The sequence below is a fragment of the Pseudomonas sp. 2957 genome, from assembly GCF_031456345.1.
GTDB lineage: Bacteria > Pseudomonadota > Gammaproteobacteria > Pseudomonadales > Pseudomonadaceae > Aquipseudomonas > Aquipseudomonas siliginis.
In genome coordinates, this window is the sequence record NZ_JAVDUL010000005.1 from 269,246 (window position 1) to 293,310 (window position 24,065).

17 protein-coding genes are annotated in these 24,065 nt (G+C 60.2%); 6 read left to right on the top strand and 11 right to left on the bottom strand.

Going from position 1 to position 24,065, the window contains the following annotated elements; genetic code table 11:
- Positions 1–87: 87 nt before the first annotated feature.
- The 9 genes from J2Y39_RS19460 to J2Y39_RS19500 form a co-directional block, all read right to left on the bottom strand.
- Positions 88–1,539, bottom strand: coding sequence for a lipopolysaccharide kinase InaA family protein (locus tag J2Y39_RS19460; RefSeq protein WP_310219244.1), 1,452 nt, complete (start codon positions 1,537–1,539; stop codon positions 88–90).
- Positions 1,539–2,291 carry a lipopolysaccharide kinase InaA family protein gene (locus J2Y39_RS19465; protein WP_056787474.1) on the bottom strand — a complete coding sequence of 251 codons (753 nt, stop codon included), beginning with the start codon at positions 2,289–2,291 and terminating at the stop codon, positions 1,539–1,541. Before J2Y39_RS19465 ends, J2Y39_RS19460 begins: the two co-directional genes overlap by 1 nt.
- Positions 2,288–3,022, bottom strand: a complete 735-nt coding sequence (locus tag J2Y39_RS19470; RefSeq protein ID WP_310219246.1) for a lipopolysaccharide kinase InaA family protein — start codon at positions 3,020–3,022, stop codon at positions 2,288–2,290. Before J2Y39_RS19470 ends, J2Y39_RS19465 begins: the two co-directional genes overlap by 4 nt.
- Entirely contained in the window at positions 3,022–3,828 is an 807-nt protein-coding gene (rfaP, locus tag J2Y39_RS19475) for a lipopolysaccharide core heptose(I) kinase RfaP (protein ID WP_252877312.1), read from the bottom strand. The genes J2Y39_RS19470 and rfaP overlap by 1 nt, the downstream gene beginning before the upstream one ends.
- Entirely contained in the window at positions 3,828–4,949 is a 1,122-nt protein-coding gene (locus tag J2Y39_RS19480) for a glycosyltransferase family 4 protein (RefSeq protein ID WP_310219249.1), read from the bottom strand. Before J2Y39_RS19480 ends, rfaP begins: the two co-directional genes overlap by 1 nt.
- Positions 4,949–6,010, bottom strand: coding sequence for a lipopolysaccharide heptosyltransferase I (waaC, locus tag J2Y39_RS19485; protein WP_252877310.1), 1,062 nt, complete (start codon positions 6,008–6,010; stop codon positions 4,949–4,951). Before waaC ends, J2Y39_RS19480 begins: the two co-directional genes overlap by 1 nt.
- Position 6,011: 1 nt before the next feature.
- Complete coding sequence (gene waaF / locus J2Y39_RS19490; protein WP_236168154.1) at positions 6,012–7,046, bottom strand: lipopolysaccharide heptosyltransferase II; 1,035 nt, start codon at positions 7,044–7,046, stop codon at positions 6,012–6,014.
- Between the two features lie 326 nt (positions 7,047–7,372).
- Entirely contained in the window at positions 7,373–10,312 is a 2,940-nt protein-coding gene (glnE, locus tag J2Y39_RS19495) for a bifunctional [glutamate--ammonia ligase]-adenylyl-L-tyrosine phosphorylase/[glutamate--ammonia-ligase] adenylyltransferase (RefSeq protein ID WP_310219251.1), read from the bottom strand.
- On the bottom strand, positions 10,309–10,434 hold the full coding sequence (locus J2Y39_RS19500; protein WP_256584330.1) for a hypothetical protein: 126 nt from the start codon (positions 10,432–10,434) through the stop codon (positions 10,309–10,311). Before J2Y39_RS19500 ends, glnE begins: the two co-directional genes overlap by 4 nt.
- 262 nt (positions 10,435–10,696) lie before the next feature.
- Here J2Y39_RS19500 and aceE point away from each other — a divergent pair, with 262 nt between their 5' ends.
- The 5 genes from aceE (at position 10,697) to msrA (ending at position 20,799) form a co-directional block, all read left to right on the top strand.
- Positions 10,697–13,342 (top strand): pyruvate dehydrogenase (acetyl-transferring), homodimeric type, encoded by a 2,646-nt coding sequence (gene aceE, locus J2Y39_RS19505; protein WP_101156503.1) that lies wholly within the window; start codon positions 10,697–10,699, stop codon positions 13,340–13,342.
- Positions 13,343–13,353: 11 nt separating this feature from the next.
- Positions 13,354–15,312: a dihydrolipoyllysine-residue acetyltransferase gene (gene aceF, locus J2Y39_RS19510; RefSeq protein ID WP_236168156.1), complete on the top strand. Its 1,959-nt coding sequence runs from the start codon at positions 13,354–13,356 to the stop codon at positions 15,310–15,312.
- A gap of 277 nt (positions 15,313–15,589) precedes the next feature.
- Positions 15,590–16,987, top strand: coding sequence for an alkaline phosphatase D family protein (locus tag J2Y39_RS19515; protein WP_310219252.1), 1,398 nt, complete (start codon positions 15,590–15,592; stop codon positions 16,985–16,987).
- 254 nt (positions 16,988–17,241) lie between these two features.
- Positions 17,242–19,938 carry an EAL domain-containing protein gene (locus J2Y39_RS19520; RefSeq protein ID WP_310219254.1) on the top strand — a complete coding sequence of 899 codons (2,697 nt, stop codon included), beginning with the start codon at positions 17,242–17,244 and terminating at the stop codon, positions 19,936–19,938.
- 195 nt (positions 19,939–20,133) lie between these two features.
- The gene (gene msrA, locus J2Y39_RS19525) at positions 20,134–20,799 is read left to right on the top strand and encodes a peptide-methionine (S)-S-oxide reductase MsrA (RefSeq protein WP_056787451.1); all 666 of its coding nucleotides are present in this window, start codon (positions 20,134–20,136) and stop codon (positions 20,797–20,799) included.
- Positions 20,800–20,923: 124 nt separating this feature from the next.
- Here the strand turns inward: msrA and J2Y39_RS19530 are convergent, their stop codons facing one another.
- On the bottom strand, positions 20,924–21,763 hold the full coding sequence (locus J2Y39_RS19530; RefSeq protein ID WP_016772007.1) for a 23S rRNA (adenine(2030)-N(6))-methyltransferase RlmJ: 840 nt from the start codon (positions 21,761–21,763) through the stop codon (positions 20,924–20,926).
- A 1,303-nt stretch (positions 21,764–23,066) separates the two neighbouring features.
- Between J2Y39_RS19530 and J2Y39_RS19535 the strand changes: the two genes are divergently transcribed.
- Positions 23,067–23,300 (top strand): hypothetical protein, encoded by a 234-nt coding sequence (locus J2Y39_RS19535; RefSeq protein ID WP_150638083.1) that lies wholly within the window; start codon positions 23,067–23,069, stop codon positions 23,298–23,300.
- 165 nt (positions 23,301–23,465) lie between these two features.
- Here J2Y39_RS19535 and J2Y39_RS19540 read toward each other — a convergent pair whose 3' ends face one another.
- Positions 23,466–23,786, bottom strand: a complete 321-nt coding sequence (locus J2Y39_RS19540; RefSeq protein ID WP_056787448.1) for a hypothetical protein — start codon at positions 23,784–23,786, stop codon at positions 23,466–23,468.
- Positions 23,787–24,065 lie beyond the last annotated feature (279 nt).

Below are 24,065 nucleotides of genomic sequence, written 5' to 3' on the forward strand. Positions count from 1 at the left end.
CGCTGTATTTTGTCCGCTACTGCCCACAGACTCCGTTTCGCAGTGGACCAGGTCCATTGCAAGAACGAGTCTGCTCGTGAGAAGGAATCACCCTGCGCTGGAGACTTCTTTCGGCAACCGCTGATCAATGACCTGGTACAACGCGCTGCTTTCAGGCCAGTTGCGCATGAACCGCGCGCGATCGCGGGCGTAAGCTGGGGCAAAACTGCCGACCGATGAGTGCTGACACATGGAGTCGAGGTCGATCAGCGCCCAGCGATCCGTCTGCCAGAATAGGTTGTGGCCTTTGAAGTCGCCATGACTGATGCGCTCGGCGATCAATCGGGCAAACAATTGATCAAGCGCCAGCAACTCGGCTTCCGGCGCCTGGCCATTTTCCACGTACGGCGCAAAGCGCTCGATGATGTCCGGCCCGGGCAGGTATTCGGTGACCAGATAGGCACTGCGGCGCAGCCACAAAAAACGCTTTTCCAGTACCGCCAGCGGTTTCGGCGTGGCGATGCCCAGGAACGCCAGGCGATTGCCTTCACGCCACGAATGCCAGGCCCGGCTCGGGCGCCAGAAGCGCTTGAGCCAATGGGCGAAATTCTTGATGTTGTAGCGCTTGATAACCAGAGCTCGCCCGGCCACCTCGACTCTGCCGACGCTGGCCGCGCCGCCGGTCTTGTACAGATGCCCCTGATCAAGCAAGGCGTCGGCCTGCTCAAGCACCGGCAGCATGGCCGCTGCTTCTTCACGGCGAACGGCGCGCAGGGCAAATGCACCGCGCTGCACGGCAAACAGCGTGCATTCACGGCCGACCTTGTTCAGGTAGTCCCTGAGCCGCCAACTGCGCACCTTGTCGATCTGTTTCTGCAGAGCCTCCAGCGGCAAAGCATGTTCGCTGTTGCTCAACAAGTAATAGACCAGCAACTCTTCGGTGAACGGCTCGAGTGACTTCGGAAGCTGAGCGAAAAACACCCCGAGATTTTCCAGCACTTTTTGTCGGGACAGTGGCTGGCCCGCAGCTTCCGCACGAACTCCGGCGCCATCGATCAGGTACAACTGACCGCCGTGACGCAGCAGATTGTCCAGGTGCAGATCCTCCTGCCAGAGTCCTTTGCCATGCATCCGACCGATAGCGTCAAGCGCTTCGGCCAGAACGGCGGTCTGCTCATCGGCCAGTGTTGGCAGAGACTCGACCTCGGCCCAGGCATCACCGAGGCTCTCGGCGCCCTCGAGGAATTCGAACAGCAGCCAGCCACCCTCACCGTCTTTCAGTCCATCGGCCAACAGCAGCGGCGTGGTCAGGCCTTGCGCAGCGAGCAGGCGCACACCGTCCAGCTCCCGCTGAAAATGTCGGGCGGCCTTGCTGCCGACCAGCAACTTGGCCAATACCGGCCGACCGCGCCAGACGCCGGCGCCAACATAGCGCTGCCCGGGCAACACCCGCAGCAGGCTCAGCAACTGCAAATCCGCAACACCGGCGGCGTCCGCCAGGGTCACGGTCAGCGGCAGTGAGGGGGTACGCCCGGAGCGGGCCAGCTCGGACAATTGCATCAGCGGGTCTCCTTGTGGCTGCGCCGCGCTGTCAGTCGGCTCAGCCAGCTGTCGAGCAGCGAGCTGTCAGTCGGCTGATCGAGATAAGCCGCGAGCAACTGGCGCAAGTCTGCCTCGCTCCATTGCGGCGCTCGCCGTTGCAACGGTTCCAGATCCTTGACCCGATCACGCATGCCGAACAGCAACGGCCGGGTTTTCTCCAGATCGATCAGCTGCGCCTCATAGCCGTCGCCGGTGGCGCGCAGGAAAATATGTTTGGGATAGAAACAGCCATGCACCTGACGCGCGCCGTGCAGCCGCCGCGCCAACAGCCCGCAAGCCTTGAGAATGGCCGAATGCTGCGCGGCACTGAGCTGCGCCCAGCACGCCAGCAACGAATCCAGGTCGCTCCAGCCGTCCAGTGCACGGGTGAGCAGAATGGCGCGCACTTCCCCGGCGACCTTGCGCTCACCGAAAAAGGCTGCCTGCAACGCCGGAATGCCTAGCTTGCGGTAACGGCTGATGTTGCGAAATTCGCGGGCAAAGCTCGGTTCGCCAAACGGCGCCTGCAAGGTGCGGGTCAGATAATTGCTCTGGCGCTTGAGGTAATAGCCCTGGCCTTCAAGATCGAGACGGAACACGCTGCTCCAGCCGCCACCGGCAGTGTTGGGCTCATCCACAGCTTCAAGCTGTTTGGCCCACAGTGCATCGAAATTGCCGAGACCGTGGCGCTCCAGCAGTGCGCGGTCCTGTTCGGCAAGAAAATCAGTCATTCGCGCCCCTCAAAAAATCTCACCACATGGCGGATCCGTTTCTTGTCGGCGACATCGAGCCGATCACACTGGCGATACTGCTTGTAGAAGCGCAGGCGCTGGGTGTTGGACAGGTGATATTTGGCCAGTTTGTCGAGACAGGCGAGGTCCTTGGTGATCCGGTACTTGAGCCAGAAGCCGCGCCAGAATTCGCCGTTGGGGCAGTCGATGAGGTAGATGCGCGCCTGATCGTCGATCAGCAGGTTGCGCCATTTCAAATCGTTATGCGTAAACCGATGGTCGTGCATGGTCCGGGTGTAACCGGCCAATTGCTGGCTGACACCGTCGACCCAGGCGCGATCCTTGAGCCTGGGATCCTTGCGCTCGGCCAGTGCCGAAAGGTCTTCGGTATTGGGCAGTTCACGGGTGATCATCGCGCCCCGATCATAGGCCGCGCCCCGCCGCTCCAGCCCCCAGGCCACCACCTCGGCCGTGGGGATGCCCCACTTGGCGAAGCGCTTGAGGTTCTGCCATTCCATTTTTACGCGCGGCTTGCCGAGGTAACGGCGCAGGCCCTTACCGGCGCCGACGTAGCGTTTGACGTAATAATTGACGCCGTCGCGCTGCACCCGAACCACCTCCGACAGCGGATCGCGGGTGAGGCGTTCGCCCTGCAAGGCAAATACGGCTTCGAGGCTGCCGAAATCTTCGGCGAGTTCGCCGTACTGCGGCTCAAGTGTCCAACCCGCCATCAGAGCGCATCCCCGTAACGCTGTTTACGCTCGTAGAGCTTGTCGGCCTTGCCTTGCAGCCAGCTCAGCAATGGCGCTTCTTCCGCCAGAATCTGCCGCACTGGTTGCTGGAAATAGCCTTTGAGAAAACGCAGTTTGTCGCGGCGGGTCAGGCCGATGTCCAGCGCGGAGAAGTACAGCGCCGCCAGATCCTTGTTGCGCCAGCGCTGAGTGATCTTTGCGCGGGTCTGGGCTCGATGCAGGTCAATCACCGAGAGTTTGAAATCCTGCGGTGTGACCGGTTTGTCGGTGTGCAGCAGAAAATGGCAAATGTAGCAGTCACGGTGATTGACCCCGGCGCGGTGCATCATCCCGGTCATCCGCGCGACTTCGGCAATCAGCGCGCGCTTGAGTGTTGGCTCCGGCGGCTGCTTGACCCAGTCAATGCTGAAGTCTTCGAGGCTGATGGTCGGCGCGAGTTCTTCGGTGACGATGAACGAATGCTGATCCGCCGGGTTGCTGCCTTTCTCGCCGTAGGCGACGGCAGTCATGGTCGGCACGCCGGCTTCCTGCAGACGCTGAATGGCTTTCCACTCCTGACCCGCGCCGAGCACCGGCAGCTTGGCGGTCAGCAGGTTCTTGAAGATCTCGCCCCAGCCGATGCCACGGTGGATTTTCACAAAAAACCCGTTGCCGTCGACTTCCGTGCGCAATGTCCGGCGCGCTTCCAGCTCGCGGTACACCTCGCCCTGCAAGCCTTCGACTTCGGCGAACGGGTCGCGTCCGGCCCAAAGGCTTTTGAACGGTTCAGCCAGCATCAACTTCATTAAGCGTGCTCCGCCAGAATCACATCCGCCGCGTGCTGCGGCATGCTGTAGAGGTCGGCCGTCTCGGCGAAGGCCAGACCGTTGCGGCTCCAGGCCGCCCGTGCAGCGTCGTCGCTCAACATCTCGGTCAGGTATCGGGTCAGCTGCGCCTGCTCGAACGGCTCGTCCAGCACTCGCCCGGCATCAGCCTCGGCGATGTAATGGGCGTAACCGCAGACCGCACTGACCAGCACCGGCAAACCGGCCACCAGTGCTTCAAGCAGCACGGTGCCAGTGTTTTCGTTGTAGGCCGGGTGAATCAACAGGTCGGCACCGAGCAGGAAACGCGGGATATCGCTGCGGCCTTTGAGGAAGGTCACATTGTCGCCCATGCCCAGCGTCGCACTCTGCATCTGGAACAATTTGGGGTCATCCTGGCCGATTACAAACAGCCGGGTGCGTTTTCTCAACTCGGCCGGCAGCGCGGCCAGCGCCTTGAGGCTGCGATCGACACCCTTGGTCTTGAAGCCGGAGCCGATCTGCACCAGCAGCAGGTCGTCGTCCTTGAGATTGAATTCCGCGCGGAACCCGGCGCGGATTTCATCGGCATCCGCCGGCCGCCGACGGTCCTGGGCAATGCCCGGCGGCAGCAGGTGGAAGCGCTCGAGCGGCGTGTCGTAATACTTGATGAACAGCGGCTGCTGCACTTCGGAAATCATCAGCACTTCGGTCTTCGCGTCCTTGGCGAACACCGCGCGCTCATACTCGGCGAAGTGGCGATAGCGGCCCCAACGGCGGTACAGCGAGTTGCGCAGGTTCTGCGCCTTGTCTTCGAAGCAGCCGTCGGCGGCGTAGTAGACGTCCAGGCCCGGCATCTTGTTGAAGCCGATCAAGCGATCGACCGGACGCTTGGCCAGATCCGCTGCCATCCACGCGCTGAGCTTTTCGTTGCGACGGTGGTTGAAGAACGCTTTGACCGGCGCCACCAGCACTTCGAAACCGGGCGGCACGTCGCCTTCCCAGATCAGCGTGTAGACGCGAATCTGATGGCCGCGCTTCTGGCATTCGAGAGCGATGCGCATGAAGTCGCGCTGCAAGCCACCGAACGGGAAATATTTGTACAGGACAAATGCCAATTGCATCAGCGCAGCTCCTCAGCCATTAACAACGTGCTCAGTCGGCTGGCGACACGCTCGGGGTTCACACGCGTGAAGCACAAAGGCTGCTCGCGTTTCAGGTCAAACTGACGGGCATCCTGCGCGGTCGGTTGATAGGTACATTTTTTCTGCATGCAGGGCGCGCACGGGAAGTCGCTGGCCAGATGAATCTGCAGCTTGCCGTAGGCGCCGGTGAGGCCCGGGTTGGTCGGGCCGAACAACGAAATCGTCGGTACATCCAGCGCAGCGGCCAGATGGCCGAGCCCGGTGTCCACCGCCACGCAGGCTTGCGCGCCGGCGAGGACTTTGCCGACGCCGGCCAGATTGAGTTTCGGCAGCACTTCGGCGTGTTTGAAGCCGGCGGCGATGCGTTCGGCGCGGGCCTTTTCCTGAGGGTTGCCCCATGGCAGCCTGACGCCAACGCCGAGGTAGCCGACACGCTCGGTCAGCTCGCGCCAGTAGATTTCCGGCCAGTGCTTGGTGTCCCAAGTGGTGCCGTGGAGGAACACCACGTAGGCATTCTTGCGCGGCAACTCGACCAGTCGCTCGACGTTGAGGCCGTAATCGCCGAGGCCTTTGGGCAGGTCGTAACCCAAGGCAATGGCGAACAACTGACGCACGCGTTCGACGGCGTGCTGACCACGGGCGACAGCGAGTTTGCGATCGTAGAAGCGCGCAGCTATCGGTTCGCGCGCGGAGGTTTTATCGAGGCCGGCCACCGGGGCTTTGACGTAGCGGGTCAGCCAGGCACTTTTCAGCAGGCCTTGGGCATCGATCACCAGATCGTATTTATTGGCGCGCACGCTTTGCTTGAAGCGTTTCCACTCGCCGCTGGTGATGGTTTTCCAAAGATTCTTGCGCCAGCGGCGGATCGCCACCGGAATCACTTTATCGACCGCCGGGTGCCAGCTCGGAATCTCGGCGAAGCCCTCTTCCACCACCCAGTCGAACTTGATCCCCGGGATCGCGCGTGCAGCGTCGGTCAGCGCCGGCAACGCGTGAATCACGTCGCCCAGCGATGAGGTCTTGATCAGCAATACCCGCAAGTTAATGAACCTCGACCACGGAGCCCTGCAACTTCTGCAAGGCATCGTTGACCGCTTCCGGCATCAACTGACGCAGGCAGTTGTAATGGCCGAACCGGCAAGTGCGATCGAAGCAAGGGCTGCATTCGATGCCCAGGCGCACGATCTCGACCTGCTCAGCCAGCGGCGGGGTGAAGCCCGGCGAGGTCGAGCCGTATACCGCGACCAGCGGACGATTCAATGCCGCAGCTACGTGCATCAGGCCGGAGTCATTGGACACAACGGAATCGGCGCAGGACAGCAGGTCAATGGCCTCGGCCAGCGAGGTGCCGCCGCTGAGGTTGACCGATTCTTCGCGCAGGCCCGGGATCAAACGTGCGCGGATATCTTCACCGACCGCGTGATCGTTTTTCGAGCCGAACAGCCACACCTGCCAACCTTCGCGGATGCGCGCTTCGGCGACCTTGGCGTAATGCTCGGACGGCCAGCGCTTGGATTCGCCAAACTCGGCGCCGGGGCACAGGGCCAGGACCGGGCGATCGAGGCTCAGGCCGAACTTGACCAGTGCCGCCTCGCGGGTCACCGGGTCGATTTGCAGACTCGGGCGCGGGTACGGCTTCGGCAGCTCGGCGTTGGCTTCATAGGCCAAGGCCATGAAGCGCTCGATCATCAGCGGGTAGCGTTCTTTGTCGAGAGTGCGCACGTCGTTGAGCAGGCCATAGCGGAATTCGCCGCGCCAGCCAGTGCGTTTCGGGATGCCGGCGAAAAACGGCACCAGCGCCGACTTCAGCGAGTTGGGCAGCAGGATCGCCTGATCGTACTGACCGCGCAGAGATTTGCCGATGCGCCGGCGCGTCGCCAGTTCCAGCGCGCCATGGCCGAGCGGGAAGCTCAAGGCCTTGCGTACCTCGGGCATGCGCTCAAGGATCGGCCGGCTCCACTCGGGGGCCAGCACGTCGATTTCGCACTGTGGGTGGCGCTGCTTGAGACACTGAAACAGTGTCTGCGCCATCACCATGTCACCGACCCAACTGGGCCCAACGATCAGAATATTCATGTGGTTTCCAAAAACGAACCGGGGAGGCATTTACGCCTCCCCGCCTCGAGAATTCTACAAACACTGTAGATCTACTGTGGGAGCGGGCTTGCCCGCGTTGGGGTCTTCACATTCAACATTATTGTTGTCTGATACTCCGCTATCGCTGGCAAGCCAGCTCCCACAGGGTTTTGCATCTGTTTCAACATCTGCATTTCAGCGCAGATTACTGTGGGAGCGAGCCTGCTCGCGAAGGGGCCATCACATCCGACATCGGTGTCGTCTGACACTCCGCCTTCGCGAGCAAGCTCGCTCCCACAGGGTATTGGGTGCTGCATAAACCGCTTTCAGCTTAGCCCCATCTCTTTCCATATCCGCAAAACCTGCCGGCGTTCGTCGGCAAACTGGTCGCCCGGTATTACCCCGGCGTCCTTCTGCAAGGCCTGCCGGTGAGCGGCGGAGCGGTAGGCTTTGTAGGCCTCGCGCAACAGACTGGCATCTTCGGCGGGCATCAGCCCTTCGTGTTCCAGCTCTTCCAGAATGCGGATGTTATCGGTCCAGCGCAGCAGCGGCGGATGGCTGTGCGACCACGCCAGGGCCGCGTATTGCACCATAAATTCAATATCGACGATACCTCCGGCGTCCTGCTTGAGGTCGAACGGCACGCCCGCGTCGAACGCATTCGCCGCCGTGCCGGCTGCGGTGCTGCGGGTGCCGAGGTTGTCGCGCATCTTGGCGCGCATCTCGCTGACTTCCTGTTGCAGCTTGGCCAGATCCCTAGGTTTGCCCAATACTTGCGCACGGACTTTTTCGAAGGCCTGGCCAACATCCTGACTGCCCACCAGCACCCGCGCGCGCACCAAAGCCTGATGCTCCCACGTCCAGGCTTCATTTTCCTGATAGCGGGCGAACGCGCCGAGGGAACTCACCAGCAGCCCGGAAGCGCCGGACGGCCGCAGGCGCATATCCACTTCATACAGCTGGCCGGAGTTGGTCTGCGCTGTGAGCAGGTGAATGATCCGCTGCCCCAGGCGCGTGAAGAACTGCGCGCCGTCGATGGATTTCGGCCCGTCGGTTTCCGCCTGCGGATCGCCGTCATGGATGAACACCAGATCCAGATCGGAACCATGCCCCAATTCCAGGCCGCCGACTTTGCCATAACCGACAATGATGAAGCCGGGATCGCACAGCGTGCCGTCGGTGCGCAGCGGCGTGCCGTACTTGGCCACGGTCTGCCGCCAGGCCAGGGCCAGCACCTGTTCGAGAATCGCTTCGGCCAGCCAGGTCAGGTAATCGCTGACTTTCATCAGCGGCAGGCTGCCTGCAATTTCCGAGGCGGCGACGCGCAAGCGGTGCGCCAGTTTGAAATGGCGCAGGGCTTCCATTTGCTGCTCGAGGTCGTCCTCGGGAATTCGTGTCAGCCGCTCGCGCAACTCGGCCGCCAGTTCCGGCGCCAGCGGCGGCTTGAACAGCCGACCTTCGTTGAGCAATTCGTCGAGCAGCAGCGGGAAGCGCGTGATCTGCTCGGCAATCCACGGGCTCGCCGCACACAAGGTCAGCAGGCGGCGCAGCGCACCGGGGTTTTCCGTGAGCAACACCAGATACGCCGAACGCCGCGCCACCGCCTCCACCAGCGGCAGCACGCGCTCGAGTACCAGATCGGGATTGTCGTGCTCCACCGCTTGCGCAAGCAGTCGCGGGATAAAAGCATCGAGACGCTCGCGCCCCAGCCGCTGCATCGCGCGCAATTGCGGACTGCCACGCAAACCGGCCAGCGCTTTCAGGGCTTTGCCGGCATCGACGAAACCGCCCTCCTGCAACTGTCGGCACGCGGCCTCTTCGTCCTGTTCTTCCTCCCACAGCGGCAGCCACTCACCACCGACCACCACTTCGCTTTCGCCGCCCTCTTCTTCGTCGGGATCGGCGATCACCTGGGCGAAATGCCAGGCTACGCGCCCGCGCCAGTACATCAGCTGTTGGTGGAACGCCGGCCAATCGGCGAAACCCAGCATGAAGGCGATCCGCGCCTGATCCTGCGCGCTGTCCGGCAGCATCTGCGTCTGACGGTCGGCAATCGCTTGAATGGCATGTTCGGTGTAACGCAGAAACTCGTAACCCTCGCGCAGTTCACTGACCACCGCCGGCGGCAGATAGCCCTGCCCTTCCAGCGTGCTCAACACCTTTAATAGAGGACGCTGTTGCAGGCTCAGATCGCGGCCACCGTGGATCAACTGAAAGGCCTGAGCGATGAACTCGACTTCACGAATGCCGCCGGAGCCGAGCTTGATGTTGTCGGCCATGCCTTTGCGGCGCACTTCCTGCTGGATCAACTGCTTCATGGTGCGCAGCGCTTCGATCGCCGAAAAATCCAGGTAACGGCGGTAGACGAACGGCCGCAGCATGTCGAGCAACTGCGCGCCGGCAACCTGATCGCCAGCCACCACCCGCGCCTTGATCATCGCGTAGCGTTCCCAGTCGCGGCCCTGATCCTGGTAATACTGCTCCAGCGCATTGAAGCTGAGCACCAGCGCGCCGGACGATCCGTAGGGGCGCAGGCGCATGTCGACGCGAAACACGAAGCCGTCGACGGTCATCGGATCGAGCGCCTTGATCAGACGCTGGCCGAGGCGGATGAAGAATTCCTGATTATCCAGCGAGCGTTTCACGCCGACGGTTTCGCCGCCTTCGGGGTAGGCGAAGATCAGGTCGATGTCGGAAGACAGATTCAGCTCGACCGCGCCGAGTTTGCCCATGCCGAGGATGACCATCTGCTGCGGCTCACCGCTGCGCCGGCCGGTGGGTGTGCCGAATTGCTCGCAATGGCGGCTGTACAGCCATTGATAAGCCTGATCGATGGTGGCGTCGGCCATGTCCGAGAGGTCGCGGCAGGTCTGCACCAGATCGGCCTGACGGGTCAGGTCGCGCCAGATGATCCGCACCTGATGGCGTGCACGCTGGCGGCGCAAGGCGCGGCCGAGTTCGTCTTCGCTCTGCGCGCTGTTCACGGCGGCGGCGATCTGTGCGCACAGTTCGCCGGGCGCGAACGCCCGATCAAGTTCGCCGGACGCCACCAGCGACAGCAACATCAAAGGGTCACGAATGCTCTGTTCAATGACAAATTCGCTGGCGGCGCTGACGCGGGCGAATTGCGCCCAGCGCTCCGGCGTCCAGTTCGACAGGCCGTGATCGTCTTCAAGGGCGGCGACGGACGTACGGAACGACTGCTCGGATCGGCTGACCAACGGCAGGAGAATGGCGGGCAGTTCGGCAAGCACGGGCAGGGTCATGGTCTATCCTTGATCGGCGTAATAAGGGCCGCTTGTAGTGAATGATGAAAACCCGCTACGTGAAGGACTGTCGAACAAAAGTTAGAAATAGCTGAAATTTCTTCTTCTTTGGCATCCAGCATCAAACTTTCACCTTATTCGGATGGAAATCGACCCGCCTTAACGATTATTCTCACAACGCAGTCGGAGGCCACAAGCCTTTCATCTGTAGTTTTACTACTCGTCTATACATTCGAAAGGCTGAAATGCCGGAAGATTTGTAGTAAAACTACACGCCGCCGGAACAACCTGTCGGCAATCCAAGAATTTTAAATCGTCTGCCCACAAGGCCAGTCGCAAACTCAGGCAACCGATTCTGGAAGCCTTTCCGCCCTGGAGCAAGCCATGCAAGACCTCGATCCCGTCGAAACCCAGGAATGGCTGGACGCCCTGGAATCGGTTCTCGACAAAGAAGGCGAAGACCGTGCTCACTATCTGATGACCCGTATGGGCGAACTCGCGACCCGCAGCGGCTCGCAGCTCCCTTACGCGATCACCACGCCTTACCGCAACACGATCCCCGTTACCCACGAAGCACGCATGCCTGGCGACCTGTTCATGGAACGCCGCATTCGCTCGCTGGTACGCTGGAACGCGATGGCCATGGTAATGCGCACGAACCTGCGAGATTCGGACCTGGGTGGTCACATCTCCAGCTTCGCTTCCAGTGCGACCCTGTATGACATCGGCTTCAACTATTTCTTCCAGGCCCCGACCGACGAACATGGCGGCGACCTGATCTACTTCCAGGGCCACACCTCGCCAGGCGTTTACGCCCGCGCATTCATGGAAGGCCGCATCACCGAAGACCAGATGAACAACTTCCGTCAGGAAGTCGATGGTCAAGGCCTGTCGTCCTATCCGCACCCTTGGCTGATGCCTGACTTCTGGCAGTTCCCGACCGTATCGATGGGTCTGGGTCCGATCCAGGCGATCTACCAGGCGCGCTTCATGAAGTACCTGGAGCATCGCGGTTTCATCCAGCCGGGCAAACAGAAAGTCTGGTGCTTCCTGGGCGACGGCGAGTGCGACGAGCCGGAATCCCTGGGCGCGATCTCCCTGGCCGGCCGCGAGAAGCTGGACAACCTGATCTTCGTCATCAACTGCAACCTGCAGCGCCTCGACGGCCCGGTTCGCGGCAACGGCAAGATCATCCAGGAACTCGAAGGCGTGTTCCGTGGTGCGCAGTGGAACGTGACCAAAGTCATCTGGGGCCGTTTCTGGGACCCGCTGCTGGCCAAAGACGTCGACGGCATCCTGCAACGCCGCATGGACGAAGTCATCGACGGCGAATACCAGAACTACAAAGCCAAAGACGGCGCATTCGTTCGCGAGCACTTCTTCAACACGCCTGAACTCAAGGCAATGGTTGCCGATCTGTCCGACGACGAGATCTGGAAACTCAACCGTGGCGGCCACGACCCGTACAAGGTCTACGCGGCGTACCACGAAGCGGTCAACCACAAGGAACAACCGACCGTCATCCTCGCCAAGACCATCAAGGGTTATGGCACCGGTGCCGGCGAAGCGAAAAACACTGCGCACAACACCAAGAAAGTCGACGTCGACAGCCTGAAGCTGTTCCGCGACCGCTTCGACATCCCGGTCAAGGACGAGGAGCTGGAGAACCTGCCGTTCTTCAAGCCAGAGCCAAACAGCGCCGAAGCCCGCTACCTCGCCGAGCGCCGTGCCGCACTGGGCGGTTTCGTGCCACAGCGCCGCGCGCAGAGCTTCAGCGTACCGACTCCGGATCTGGACACTCTGAAAGCCATCCTCGATGGCTCGGGCGACCGTGAAATTTCCACCACCATGGCTTTCGTGCGGATCCTAGCGCAACTGGTCAAGGACAAGGAAATCGGCCCGCGCATCGTCCCGATCATCCCGGACGAAGCCCGTACCTTCGGTATGGAAGGCATGTTCCGCCAGTTGGGCATCTACTCCTCCGTCGGCCAGCTCTACGAGCCAGTCGATAAGGACCAGGTGATGTTCTACAAGGAAGACCAGAAAGGTCAGATCCTTGAAGAAGGCATCAACGAAGCAGGCGCCATGAGCTCGTTCATCGCTGCCGGTACTTCGTACTCCAGCCACAACCAGCCGATGCTGCCGTTCTACATCTTCTACTCGATGTTCGGCTTCCAGCGTATCGGCGACCTGGCCTGGGCCGCTGGCGACAGCCGTACCCGTGGCTTCCTGATCGGCGGCACCGCTGGCCGCACCACCCTGAACGGTGAAGGTCTGCAGCACGAAGACGGTCACAGCCACCTGCTGGCCGCGACCATCCCGAACTGCCGCACCTACGATCCGACCTACGGCTACGAGCTGGCGGTGATCATTCAGGACGGCATGAAGAAGATGACCGAAGAGCAACAGGACATCTTCTACTACATCACCGTGATGAACGAGTCGTACCAGCAGCCAGCCATGCCGGCCGGTGCCGAAGAAGGCATCAAGAAAGGCATGTACCTGCTCGAGGAAGACACTCGCGATGCGGCGCACCACGTTCAGCTGATGGGCTCCGGCACCATCCTGCGCGAAGTGCGTGAAGCGGCGAAGATCCTGCGTGAAGAGTTCAACGTCGGCGCCGACGTGTGGAGCGTTACCAGCTTCAACGAACTGCGTCGCGACGGCCTGGCCGTAGAACGCAGCAACCGTCTCAAGCCTGGTCAGAAGCCTAAGCTGAGCTACGTCGAAGAGTGCCTGAACGGCCGTAAAGGTCCGGTCATTGCTTCTACCGACTACATGAAGCTGTTCGCCGAGCAGATCCGTCAGTGGGTACCGTCCAAGGAATTCAAAGTCCTGGGCACCGACGGTTTCGGCCGTAGCGACAGCCGCAAGAAACTGCGTCATTTCTTCGAAGTCGACCGTCATTTCGTGGTGTTGGCAGCCCTGGAAGCATTGGCTGACCGTGGTGATATCGAACCTAAGGTTGTGGCTGAAGCCATCGCCAAGTTCGGCATCGACCCGGAAAAACGCAACCCACTGGACTGCTGAGGAGACATTTTGTGAGCGAACTCATTCGCGTACCTGACATCGGCAGCGGTGAAGGTGAAGTAATTGAACTGTTTGTGAAGGTCGGCGACCGCATCGAAGCCGACCAGAGCATCCTGACCCTGGAATCGGACAAGGCCAGCATGGAAGTGCCGGCCCCGAAAGCCGGCGTCATCAAGAGCCTGAAAGTGAAGCTGGGCGACCGTCTGAAAGAAGGCGACGAACTGCTTGAGCTGGAAGTCGAGGGCGCCGCTGAAGCGGCACCTGCGCCTGCCGCTGCTCCTGCCAAAGCCGAAGAGAAACCGGCTGCGACACCTGCTGCTGCCGCGCCTGCCGCTGCTCCTGCTGCCGCTTCGGTAAAGCAAGTGCACGTGCCGGACATCGGTTCGTCGGGCAAGGCGCAGATCATCGAGATCCAGGTCAAGGTCGGCGACAGCGTCGAAGCTGATCAGTCGTTGATCACCTTGGAATCCGACAAGGCCAGCATGGAAATCCCGTCGCCTGCCGCTGGCGTGGTCAAGGCCATCAGCGTCAAGCTCAACGACGAAGTCGGCACTGGCGACCTGATTCTGGATCTGGAAGTGGCGGGTGCTGCGGCCCCTGCGGCTGCCGCTCCGGCCCAGGCTGCTGCACCGGCCGCTGCCGCTGCGCCTGCTCCGGCAGCCGCGCCAGCAGCACCGGTTGCCGACAGCGTTCAGGACATCCACGTTCCGGACATCGGCTCGGCTGGCAAAGCCAAGATCATCGAAGTGTTGGTCAAGGCGGGCGATACCGTTGAAGCCGACCAGTCGCTGATCACCCTGGAATCCGACAAGGCAAGCATGGAAATCCCATCACCTGCCGCTGGCGTGGTGGAAAGCGTTTCCATCAAGCTGGATGACGAAGTCGGTACCGGCGATCTGATCCTCAAGCTGAAAGTCAAAGGCGCGGCCCCTGCTGCTGCCCCGGCTCCAGCTGCCGCAGCTCCGAGCGCTCCGGCACCTGCCGCTGCTGCTCCGGCTGCCGCTGCACCTGCTGCCGCCGCTCCAGCCGCCGCACCGGCCAAGCCGGGCGCGAAAGTTCACGCCGGCCCTGCCGTGCGTCAACTGGCCCGTGAGTTCGGCGTCGAGCTGAGCGCCGTTGGCGCCAGCGGTCCGCACGGTCGCATCCTCAAGGAAGACGTGCAGGTTTACGTCAAGGCGATGATGCAGAAGGCCAAGGAAGCCCCGGCCGCTGCCGGCGGCGCTACCGGTGGTGCGGGCATTCCGCCGATCCCGGTGGTCGATTTCAGCCGTTTCGGCGAAATCGAAGAAGTGCCGATGACCCGCCTGATGCAGGTCGGCGCCGCCAACCTGCACCGCAGCTGGCTGAACGTGCCACACGTGACGCAATTCGACTCGGCGGACATCACCGAGCTGGAAGCTTTCCGTGTTGCGCAGAAAGCCGTGGCCGAGAAGGCTGGCGTCAAGCTGACCATCCTGCCGCTGCTGCTCAAGACCTGCGCGCACTTGCTCAAGGAGCTGCCGGACTTCAACAGTTCGCTGGCGCCAAGCGGCAAGGCGATCATCCGCAAGAAATACGTGAACATCGGCTTCGCCGTCGACACTCCGGATGGCCTGTTGGTGCCGGTGATCAAGAACGTCGACCAGAAGAGCCTGCTGCAATTGGCAGCCGAAGCGGCTTCGCTGGCTGAGAAAGCCCGCACCAAGAAGCTGTCGTCGGACGAGATGCAAGGCGCCTGCTTCACCATTTCCAGCCTCGGCCATATTGGCGGCACCGGCTTCACGCCGATCGTCAACGCGCCGGAAGTGGCGATCCTCGGTGTGTCCAAGGCAACCATCCAGCCCGTCTGGGACGGCAAAGTCTTCCAGCCGAAGCTGATGCTGCCACTGTCGCTTTCCTACGATCACCGCGTGATCAACGGCGCTGCAGCTGCGCGCTTTACTCAGCGACTGGGCAGTCTGTTGGGCGACATCCGCACCATCCTGCTGTAACTCAAACGGCCCTCCGGCGACGGAGGGCCGCTTGCTGCACCCTTTCGAGCGCCACACGCTCGTACCTCAACCCCGTCAATTGACGGGGCTTTTTTTTGCCTGAAATAAACCGGATCGCGCCTCTTTCCTACAACCTGCGCTGACATCGGCCACAGGTCTGGTCCACTTAACGCCAATATTTTCCGCCGCTGGCCAACTAACCTCTGCTCAGGAAAGTTGCTTCAACGCGCTCCGCTTATTTAAATCTTGTTTATTAAAATCTCGAACGGAATCGATCATGTTCAAACCGACTATCGGCCCCATCGTGGGCCACGCCACAACTAACGAAGTGCGCATTTTCATGCGCGGCGAACAACAGGACAAAAAACGTGTATTTGCCGGAGTTCGCGCTCGCAAGGCCGGCACGGAAAAATGGTCGAACAGCGTATTTGCACTTTTGAACCCGGCCAATGACATGTCGGGTGTACTGGTATTGCAGGATCTCGAAGCTGATTGTGAATACGAATATCAAGCCGGCTGGTTAAGTCCGATGAATCCGGTGCATACCATCGACACGGTCATTGAGTTTCCATTGCAATGGCCGCGACAGCTCCACCGCTTTCGCACCCGCACCGCGAAAGCCAGCCAGCCTCGGGGCTTTGTCGTCGGTTCGTGTCGTTATCTGCGGATTACCGCTGGCGTCGCTTCCTTGCCGCAACTGGGCGACCGCATCTTTGGCTCGATCAATCAGCTCGTCGAAAACAGTCATTTACCGGTCAGTGCGGTGATCATGACCGGCGATCAAGTGTATGTAGATGATTTGAATGTCATTGCTCCGGATCGCGAAGCCAAAGACATCCTGAAGAAATATCGAACGGCATTTTCGCAACCGAATATTCAGCGACTGATGTCCAATACATCGACTTACATGATGCTCGACGATCATGAAATAGAAGATAACTGGCCTGCCAATGCCACCGCAGCGGACGAGGACTTATATCGCAACGCCATGGCCGCTTATGAACTTTATCAAGCCAGCCACAGCCCGGTTTATGCATGTAATGAGAAGGGTCAGATAGACCGGGATACGTTGAAGCATTACTGGTATCAGTTTGGCGACAGCGATATCGCCTGGTTCGTCACCGACAGCCGCACCCGACGCAACTTGTCGAAGGATGACCGGCGCATTCTCGACATCGAGCAAGAACAGGCCCTGCTGCGATGGCTGATCCATAGCCCGGCGCGGGTGAAATTCGTGGTGACCAGCGTGATGTTCTATCCCGATCGCAAGTTCAACGGTGACGATGCCTGGAAAGCATTTCCCGAACAGCGTCTGCGCCTGCTGGAAACCATCCGCACTCACCGGATCAAGAACGTGGTGTTCGTCTCCGGCGACGTTCATGGCTCTCTGACAAGTCGCCTGTCTCACAGCGAGGACGCCGATTTCGAAGTGCACACCATCGTGTCCTCGCCGCTGCACAACAGCAAATTGCTGCCGTATGCCAAGGCCTCGACGTTTATCCTCGATCAACCGCTGGTGCGCACGGCGGCAGGGGATTATCGGCACGAGCTGACCAGTGCAGTGGTGAGCCAAGACAATTTTGCGCATGTGGTCGTTGAGGCTGATCAGATATTGGTCAATTACCATGACCGCGATGGCAAGAAGTTGCAGTCGATCAGTATGAAATTGTGTTGAAACACCCAAAGATCGCAGCCTTCGGCAGCTTCTACACAAGGCGCATTACCCTGTTGGGGCTGCGTGAAGCTGCGATCTTGTGCTCATTTCAGTTGTGCACTGGAGAAATGTTCACTGCAGCCGACATATTCTTATAGCACTTGGCCTTCATCTCTCTTGTCAGTCGGTGCCGCAATGATGCAACCTTGCCGCAGCCAACAGACAAGAGGGCGAGAGCCCGGCGCATTCAGCATATTTCCAAGCGAGTTTCCTTCATGAAGAGCCAGCCCGATGCCGCCAGCCGTATGGCGGCCGAGGTAGTGACGCAGTTGCCTGTGCCCTCGCGGCTCGGCATGCTGCGTTTCGAGCGCTTGAATGAAGCGAGTTGGGCAATGCTGTTCCTCGATCCCAACTGCGAACGCCAGTTTGGCCAGCCGGCCGTCGAGCTCTGCGCGCTGGTCGGCTCGCCCTACGCCAGCCTGATGGAGCCCGAGGCGCGCTATCAACTGCACGATGCGATTCAGCAGCAGTTGAGCAAAAGCGCACATTACGTGGTGCGCTACACCCTGCACACCGCCGCCGGCGCGTTGAACATCCTCGAGCTGGGCGAAGCCTACAAACAGCACAACCGGCACTTGCTGCGCGGCTACCTGCTGGCGGTCGACGAGGTGTTCGACGAAACCCAGTCGCTGCCTTCGGTGGATCTGGAAACCCAGAACTCGCGCCTGCAAATCGCCCTTGAGCTGAACCAGCGTGCCCAGCAGGAACAACTGCAGCATCTGGAGCGCGTGCGTGCCCAGCAGGATCTGATTCTGCTGCTCGCACGCCAGCGCTACAGCACGCACAACTCGCTGCAGGAAGCCGCTGAACTGATCACCCGCTGCGCCTGCGATATCTACGAGATCGACTGCGCCAGCCTGTGGAACCTCGAAGGCCAGCGCTTGCTGCCGATCTCCGCTTACCATCGCGCGACCCAGGAATACATCCTGCCGGAGCCGATCGATATCAGCGGCTTCCCTGACTACATGGAAGCCCTGCACAGCAGCCGCGCCATCGATGCCCACAACGCCATGCACGACCCGCGCACCCGCGAGATGGCCGAGGCGATGCGTCCGCGTGACGTCAACGCCATGCTCGATGCCAGCATTCGCGTCGACGGCCAGGTTGTCGGCGTGTTGTGCCTGGAACAGACCGGCGTCACCCGTGCCTGGCAGTCCGACGAAATCGCCTTTGCCGGCGAACTGGCCGACCAGTTCGCACAAGTGATCAACAACCATAACCGACGCACTGCCACCAGCGCCCTGCACCTGTTTCAGCGCGCGGTCGAGCAAAGCGCCAACGCCTTCTTGCTGGTCAACTGCGACGGCGTGGTCGAGTACGTCAACCCGAGCTTCACCGCGATCACCCAGTACACAACCGAGGAGGTCCACGGTCAGCGCTTGTCGGAATTGCCGGCGCTGGAAAACCTAAGCGAACTGCTGTTCGACGCGCCCTCGGCGCTGGCCCAGAGCAACAGCTGGCAGGGCGAATTCAAGAGCCGACGCAAGAACCTCGAACCGTACTGGGGCCAGCTGTCGATCTCCAAGGTCTACGGCGATAACCGTGAGCTCACGCATTACATCGGCATCTACGAAGACATCACCCAGACCAAATTGGCCCAGCAACGCATCGAGCGCCTGGCCTACACCGACAACCTGACCAACCTCGGCAACCGTCCGGCATTCATCCGCAATCTCGATGAGCGCTTCGCCCGCGACAGCGATACGCCGATCAGCCTGTTGCTGGTGGACATCGACAACTTCAAGCGGATCAACGACAGCCTCGGTCACCAGACCGGCGACAAACTGTTGATCAGCCTCGCCCGGCGCCTGCGCAACAGCCTCAGCCCGAGTGGCAGCCTGGCGCGTTTTGCCAGTAACGAATTCGCCGTGTTGCTCGACGACACCGACCTTGACGCCGGGCAGCAGATCGCCAGTCAGTTGCTGATGACCCTCGACAAGCCGATGTTCGTCGACAATCAGTTGATCAGCGTCACCGGCTCCGTCGGCCTGGCCTGCGCGCCGCTGCACGGCCGCGACCCGCAGACCCTGATGCGCAACGCCGGCCTGGCGCTGCACAAGGCCAAGGCCAACGGCAAACACCAGTTGCAGGTGTTCACTGAAGCGCTGAACGCTGAAGCCAGTTACAAACTGTTCGTCGAGAACAACCTGCGCCGCGCCCTCACGCAGAACGAGCTGGACGTGTTCTACCAGCCCAAGCTGTGCCTGCGCAGCGGTCGCCTGCTGGGCATGGAAGCGCTGTTGCGCTGGAACCACCCGGAGCGCGGCATGATCCGCCCGGATCAGTTCATCAGCGTCGCCGAGGAAACCGGCCTGATCATTCCGATCGGCAAATGGATCGCGCGTCAGGCGTGCCGCATGAGCAAATCCTTGACCGCTGCCGGCTTGGGCAACCTGCAAGTGGCAATCAATCTGTCACCGAAACAGTTCTCTGATCCGGATCTGGTCGCCTCGATCGCCAACATCCTCAGGGAAGAAGCGCTGCCGGCCAATCTGCTCGAACTCGAGCTGACCGAAGGCCTGCTGCTGGAAGCCACCGAAGACACGCATTTGCAACTCGACCAGCTCAAGCGCCTGGGCCTGACCCTGGCCATGGATGACTTCGGCACCGGGTACTCGTCGCTGAGCTATCTGAAGAAATTCCCGATCGACATCATCAAGATCGATCGCAGCTTCATCCACGAAATCCCCGACAATCAGGACGACATGGAAATCACCTCCGCGGTGATTGCCATGGCCCATAACCTGAAACTCAAGGTGGTCGCCGAAGGCATCGAAACCGCCGAGCAACTGGCGTTCCTGCGCCGGCATCGTTGCGACGTCGGTCAGGGTTATCTGTTCGACCGACCGATTCCCGGTGACGAGTTGATCAAAGCCCTCAAGCGCTACCCGCGTGGGCCGCTGTGCCTCTAAAGCCTGCCTCTATGAAGATCCCTTGTGGGAGCGAGCCTGCTCGCGAAGGCGATAAAACCGTCGACATCTTCGTCGCCTGACACCCCGCTTTCGCGAGCAGGCTCGCTCCCACAGTTTTGATAGTGCGAATTCCGGCATCATTCGGCACACTGGCGGTCTGACTTTTTACCTCCAACCTGACTGAGAGGAACGCTCATGGTTCTGCGCTCGGAAATTCTGGTGAACAAAAACGTGCTTCCAACCAAAGAACAAGCCCTGCCCGGCCGCGAAACCGCGATGACCCTGCCGGAAAAACACTTCGTCTTCGAAGACACCCCGCTGCTCGGTCCATTCTTTCAGGACGTCGACTTTGCGATTTTCGGTCTGGGTTGCTTCTGGGGCGCGGAACGACGTTTCTGGCAGCGCGAAGGTGTGGTCAGCACCGTGGTCGGTTACGCCGGCGGCTTCACGCCGAACCCGACGTACGAAGAAGTCTGCTCGGGCCTGACCGGCCACGCCGAAGTGGTCTTGGTGGTGTATGACAAGGCCCAAGTCAGTTACGAGGAACTGCTGGCGATGTTCTGGGAACTGCACAACCCGACTCAGGGCATGCGTCAGGGCAACGACATCGGCACCCAGTACCGCTCGGTGATCTACGCGACCTCGCCTGAGCATCTGGACGCGGCGCTGAAGAGCAAGGCTGTGTATCAGGCGGAACTGTCGAAGGCGGGTCTGGGCGAAATCAGCACCGAGATCGAACAGGCGCCGACCGTGTACTTCGCCGAGACGTATCACCAGCAATATCTGGCGAAGAACCCTGAGGGTTATTGCGGGATTGGCGGCACCGGCGTTTGCATGCCTGCGAGCCTGGCGGGCAACTAACCCCGCCTGATCGTTCCCACGCTCTGCGTGGGAATGCAGCCCGGGACGCTCCGCGTCCTGACAGCGGACGCAGAGCGTCCATTGAGGCATTCCCACGCGGAGCGTGGGAACGATCGCTCGGCGATCAGCTCTCGGCAATTAACCAATCCATCTGCCAGCCACCCTGGGTCTGCCCCAGCTTCTTCGACAACCACGGCAGCAACTCACGCAACTCTTCTTCCAGCCCCCACGGCGGATTGGCGATCGCCAGCCCGGAACCGTTCAGGCTGTTCGGCGTATCCAGCGGATGCACCAGCAGCTCCACACGCAGCAACTTCGGTGCACCCGTGCCTGCCAGGTCCTGATAGAAACGCCGCAGTGCACGCTGATCCTTCACCGGATACCAGATCGCAGCCACAGTCTGGCGCATGCGGCCGATGGCTTCTTTCATCGACGCCGCGCAACGCTGCATCTCGTCGAGTTGCTCGAACGGCGGATCGATCAGCATCACCGCGCGCTTCTCCTGCACCGGCAACATCGCCCGCGCCACATGCCAGCCCTCGCCCAGATGCACTTTCACTCGACGATCGCCGGCCATGTTGTCCTTGAGCAACACGCCATCTTCGGGATGCTTCTCGTTGAGCATCACCCGATCCTGCGGCCGCGTCAGACGCCGTGCCAGCTCCGGCGAACCCGGGTAATAGCGCAACTGGCCATCCGGGTTCATCTCGTGCAGCACCTTCATATAGTCGGCAGTCAGCGCCGGCAGGTCCGGCTGATCCCACAACCGCGCAATGCCTTCCAGGTACTCGCCGGTGCGATTGGCCTGATCGCCCTGCAAGTCATACAGACCGATGCCGGCGTGCGTGTCGAGATAGGCAAACGGCTGCTCCTTGCGCGACATCAGAGCGATGAGGCGGGTCAAGGTCAGGTGTTTGAACACATCGGCGTGATTGCCGGCATGGAAGGCGTGACGATAATTCATGGCTGCTCCTGCGAGGGCCGCAAAGTTTACCTTTTACCGGGCGGCAAGTCAGGGGTTCGCAGCCGAGTGGACAAACGCCTTTCCCTCACCCTAACCCTCTCCCGAAGGGAGAGGGGACTTACGGTGGCGATCTTGCGAGTTACATCGACCTGAATGATCGACGTGATCTCAGGCTTGGCCAAACGAAGTTCACCGCTGAAGTCGCAGGTCGGCGTACAACACCCAGACAACTCGGTCAGTCCCCCGAAAGAACACCACCATCCAGGCTTGGCCAAGCGAAGTTCACCGCTGAAGTCGCAGGTCGGCGTACAACACCCAGACAACTCGGTCAGTCCCCTCTCCCTCTGGGAGAGGGCTAGGGTGAGGGGCTTTGCTTTTATGGCGTTAAACTGGCTAACCATCAACGACAGGAAGTCAAAAATTCATGCGATATCTGATCATCTGTTTACTCAGCCTTCTTAGTCCATACCTCGCCCTTGCCGACGAAACCCACATTGAACAGGCACGCCAGACACTAAAGAACTACGGGCTGAGCCAACTGCATCCCGGCGCCATTCAATGAGCAATCAGCCCAGAGAAAAGACATTGCACTATCCGCCAATGCCTACTCATCCATGGGCAACGGCCTGCATTCCATCCAGCATAATGAAGACACGCTGCAAGTGCTGCACGATCGTTATAAAACAACCAGAAACTATGTGTATGCGGCATCTGAGCAGACACCGTCGATCAGCAAACACTCGAAAAGCCATTTCGTTTTTTATGGGTGCCTGGAGGTCTCAAGTCAGAGGCTTTCGACAGTTTTATCAAGACCCAGGATCGGCACATCGCAGACTGACTGCTGAACCCTAAACGTCAAAAGATCGCAGCCTTCGGCAGCTACTACAGATGATCCCGTGTAGGAGCTGACGAAGGCTGCGATCTTTTGATTTTGCTTCTGAACAGTTCAGGCAGGCATGGCGCCCAGACGTCGCCCGATGACGTCGAGCAAGGGGATGGCGCAGAATTTGGCGAAGTCGCTGAGGATCATCGAGTCACCTTGATCGAACGGCGCATGCATATATTCTCCAGCACCAGGAGCACGGCGCAAAGTGGGGGGTAGTTGAAGGCCATATCAGGAAATCGGAGATGAGGAATTTTACGGAGCTGCACAAAGGTCGAATTTGGATAGACGGTAGTATTTAATGCAATTACCTGTCAGATCTGACAGTGGCGTTATCGGTAGCTACTGATCCATAGTCTGAACGACGCGAAAATCAATCGATCGCCCTGATTCTAGACTACGACTGGAAGGAGATTGGAAATGGCAAAAATTACTGTAAATACATCGGGCAATGGCACCGTGATTAGCGCCTATACCAGTGGTGCAGGCGGGCCGTACCCAACATACTCAATAACGGTGAAACCCGATGACAACAGTGGAGACCTGAGCGTAAGCACTCCGGGCGATCCCCGCCTGAAAGTTGGTGACAAGGTCAGCTTTACCATTAGCGACGGCGCTGCTGGCAGACTTCTGGGAAATGTGACAAAGATATAAAAAAAGTAACCCTGATAAAAAATTCTGTTTACCGCTTCAATAAGGTTGGCTTCGCAGCCTAAAACAACGCCGTGACTTGCTCTTCAACGACAAAAGATCGCAGTCTTCGGCAGCCCCTACATGGGATAGGCGTCCACTCTGCCGAAGGCTGCGATCTTCTGATCTTCAGGCGGGCATGCTGCGCAAGCGTCTGCCGATGACATCGAGCACATCACAGCCATCGCGCAATGGGATGGCGCACAGCAGGGCGAAGTCGCTGAGGATCACGGAGTCGCATTCGATCGAGCCGCGCATGCACATGTTTTCCAGGACCTGGACCACGGCGCGGATGCGATGGTTGGCGGCGTCCATGAGGATGTCGAGGGGCACGTGGGTGTCGACGAACAGGCTGGGCATGTCGCTGCAATTGCCGGTGAGGGCCATGAAGCGGTTGTCGGGGTGAGGAGTGATTTTTTCGTAGGGTGAATCAGTATGCATATTGGTCATTTTCCGGGTCCCATGATTGATAAACGTGAGCCGCCATCACACCTTCCTACGGGTTAGGGTGGCAGCTGTGCGCGGGAGTAGGAACCGAGCAATCATGGACCTCGGCCACGCCGAAGCGTGCCCCACGCACAGCCGCCGCGAACGATCTTACGGACTTGAACCAAGTGCCGCAAAAAGCCAACGAACTGTAACGTCATGAATGCGGGAATCCTTCACCCTGCCACCACTCTCGCGGTGACAACGAAAAGACTATCCCTGCAACCCACCACGCACCAGTTC

What these genes read in the sequence shown, in the direction of transcription:
- J2Y39_RS19460 (WP_310219244.1), bottom strand. Translation starts at nt 1,539, where the DNA reads ATGCAATTGTCCGAGCTGGCCCGCTCCGGGCGTACCCCCTCACTGCCG.
- glnE (WP_310219251.1), bottom strand. Translation starts at nt 10,312, where the DNA reads ATGACCCTGCCCGTGCTTGCCGAACTGCCCGCCATTCTCCTGCCGTTG.
- J2Y39_RS19530 (WP_016772007.1), bottom strand. Translation starts at nt 21,763, where the DNA reads ATGAATTATCGTCACGCCTTCCATGCCGGCAATCACGCCGATGTGTTC.
- waaF (WP_236168154.1), bottom strand. Translation starts at nt 7,046, where the DNA reads ATGAATATTCTGATCGTTGGGCCCAGTTGGGTCGGTGACATGGTGATG.
- J2Y39_RS19535 (WP_150638083.1), top strand. Translation starts at nt 23,067, where the DNA reads ATGGCAAAAATTACTGTAAATACATCGGGCAATGGCACCGTGATTAGC.
- J2Y39_RS19500 (WP_256584330.1), bottom strand. Translation starts at nt 10,434, where the DNA reads ATGCTGGATGCCAAAGAAGAAGAAATTTCAGCTATTTCTAACTTTTGT.
- rfaP (WP_252877312.1), bottom strand. Translation starts at nt 3,828, where the DNA reads ATGAAGTTGATGCTGGCTGAACCGTTCAAAAGCCTTTGGGCCGGACGC.
- J2Y39_RS19465 (WP_056787474.1), bottom strand. Translation starts at nt 2,291, where the DNA reads ATGACTGATTTTCTTGCCGAACAGGACCGCGCACTGCTGGAGCGCCAC.
- J2Y39_RS19470 (WP_310219246.1), bottom strand. Translation starts at nt 3,022, where the DNA reads ATGGCGGGTTGGACACTTGAGCCGCAGTACGGCGAACTCGCCGAAGAT.
- J2Y39_RS19540 (WP_056787448.1), bottom strand. Translation starts at nt 23,786, where the DNA reads ATGACCAATATGCATACTGATTCACCCTACGAAAAAATCACTCCTCAC.
- aceE (WP_101156503.1), top strand. Translation starts at nt 10,697, where the DNA reads ATGCAAGACCTCGATCCCGTCGAAACCCAGGAATGGCTGGACGCCCTG.
- J2Y39_RS19515 (WP_310219252.1), top strand. Translation starts at nt 15,590, where the DNA reads ATGTTCAAACCGACTATCGGCCCCATCGTGGGCCACGCCACAACTAAC.
- J2Y39_RS19520 (WP_310219254.1), top strand. Translation starts at nt 17,242, where the DNA reads ATGAAGAGCCAGCCCGATGCCGCCAGCCGTATGGCGGCCGAGGTAGTG.
- msrA (WP_056787451.1), top strand. Translation starts at nt 20,134, where the DNA reads ATGGTTCTGCGCTCGGAAATTCTGGTGAACAAAAACGTGCTTCCAACC.
- J2Y39_RS19480 (WP_310219249.1), bottom strand. Translation starts at nt 4,949, where the DNA reads ATGCAATTGGCATTTGTCCTGTACAAATATTTCCCGTTCGGTGGCTTG.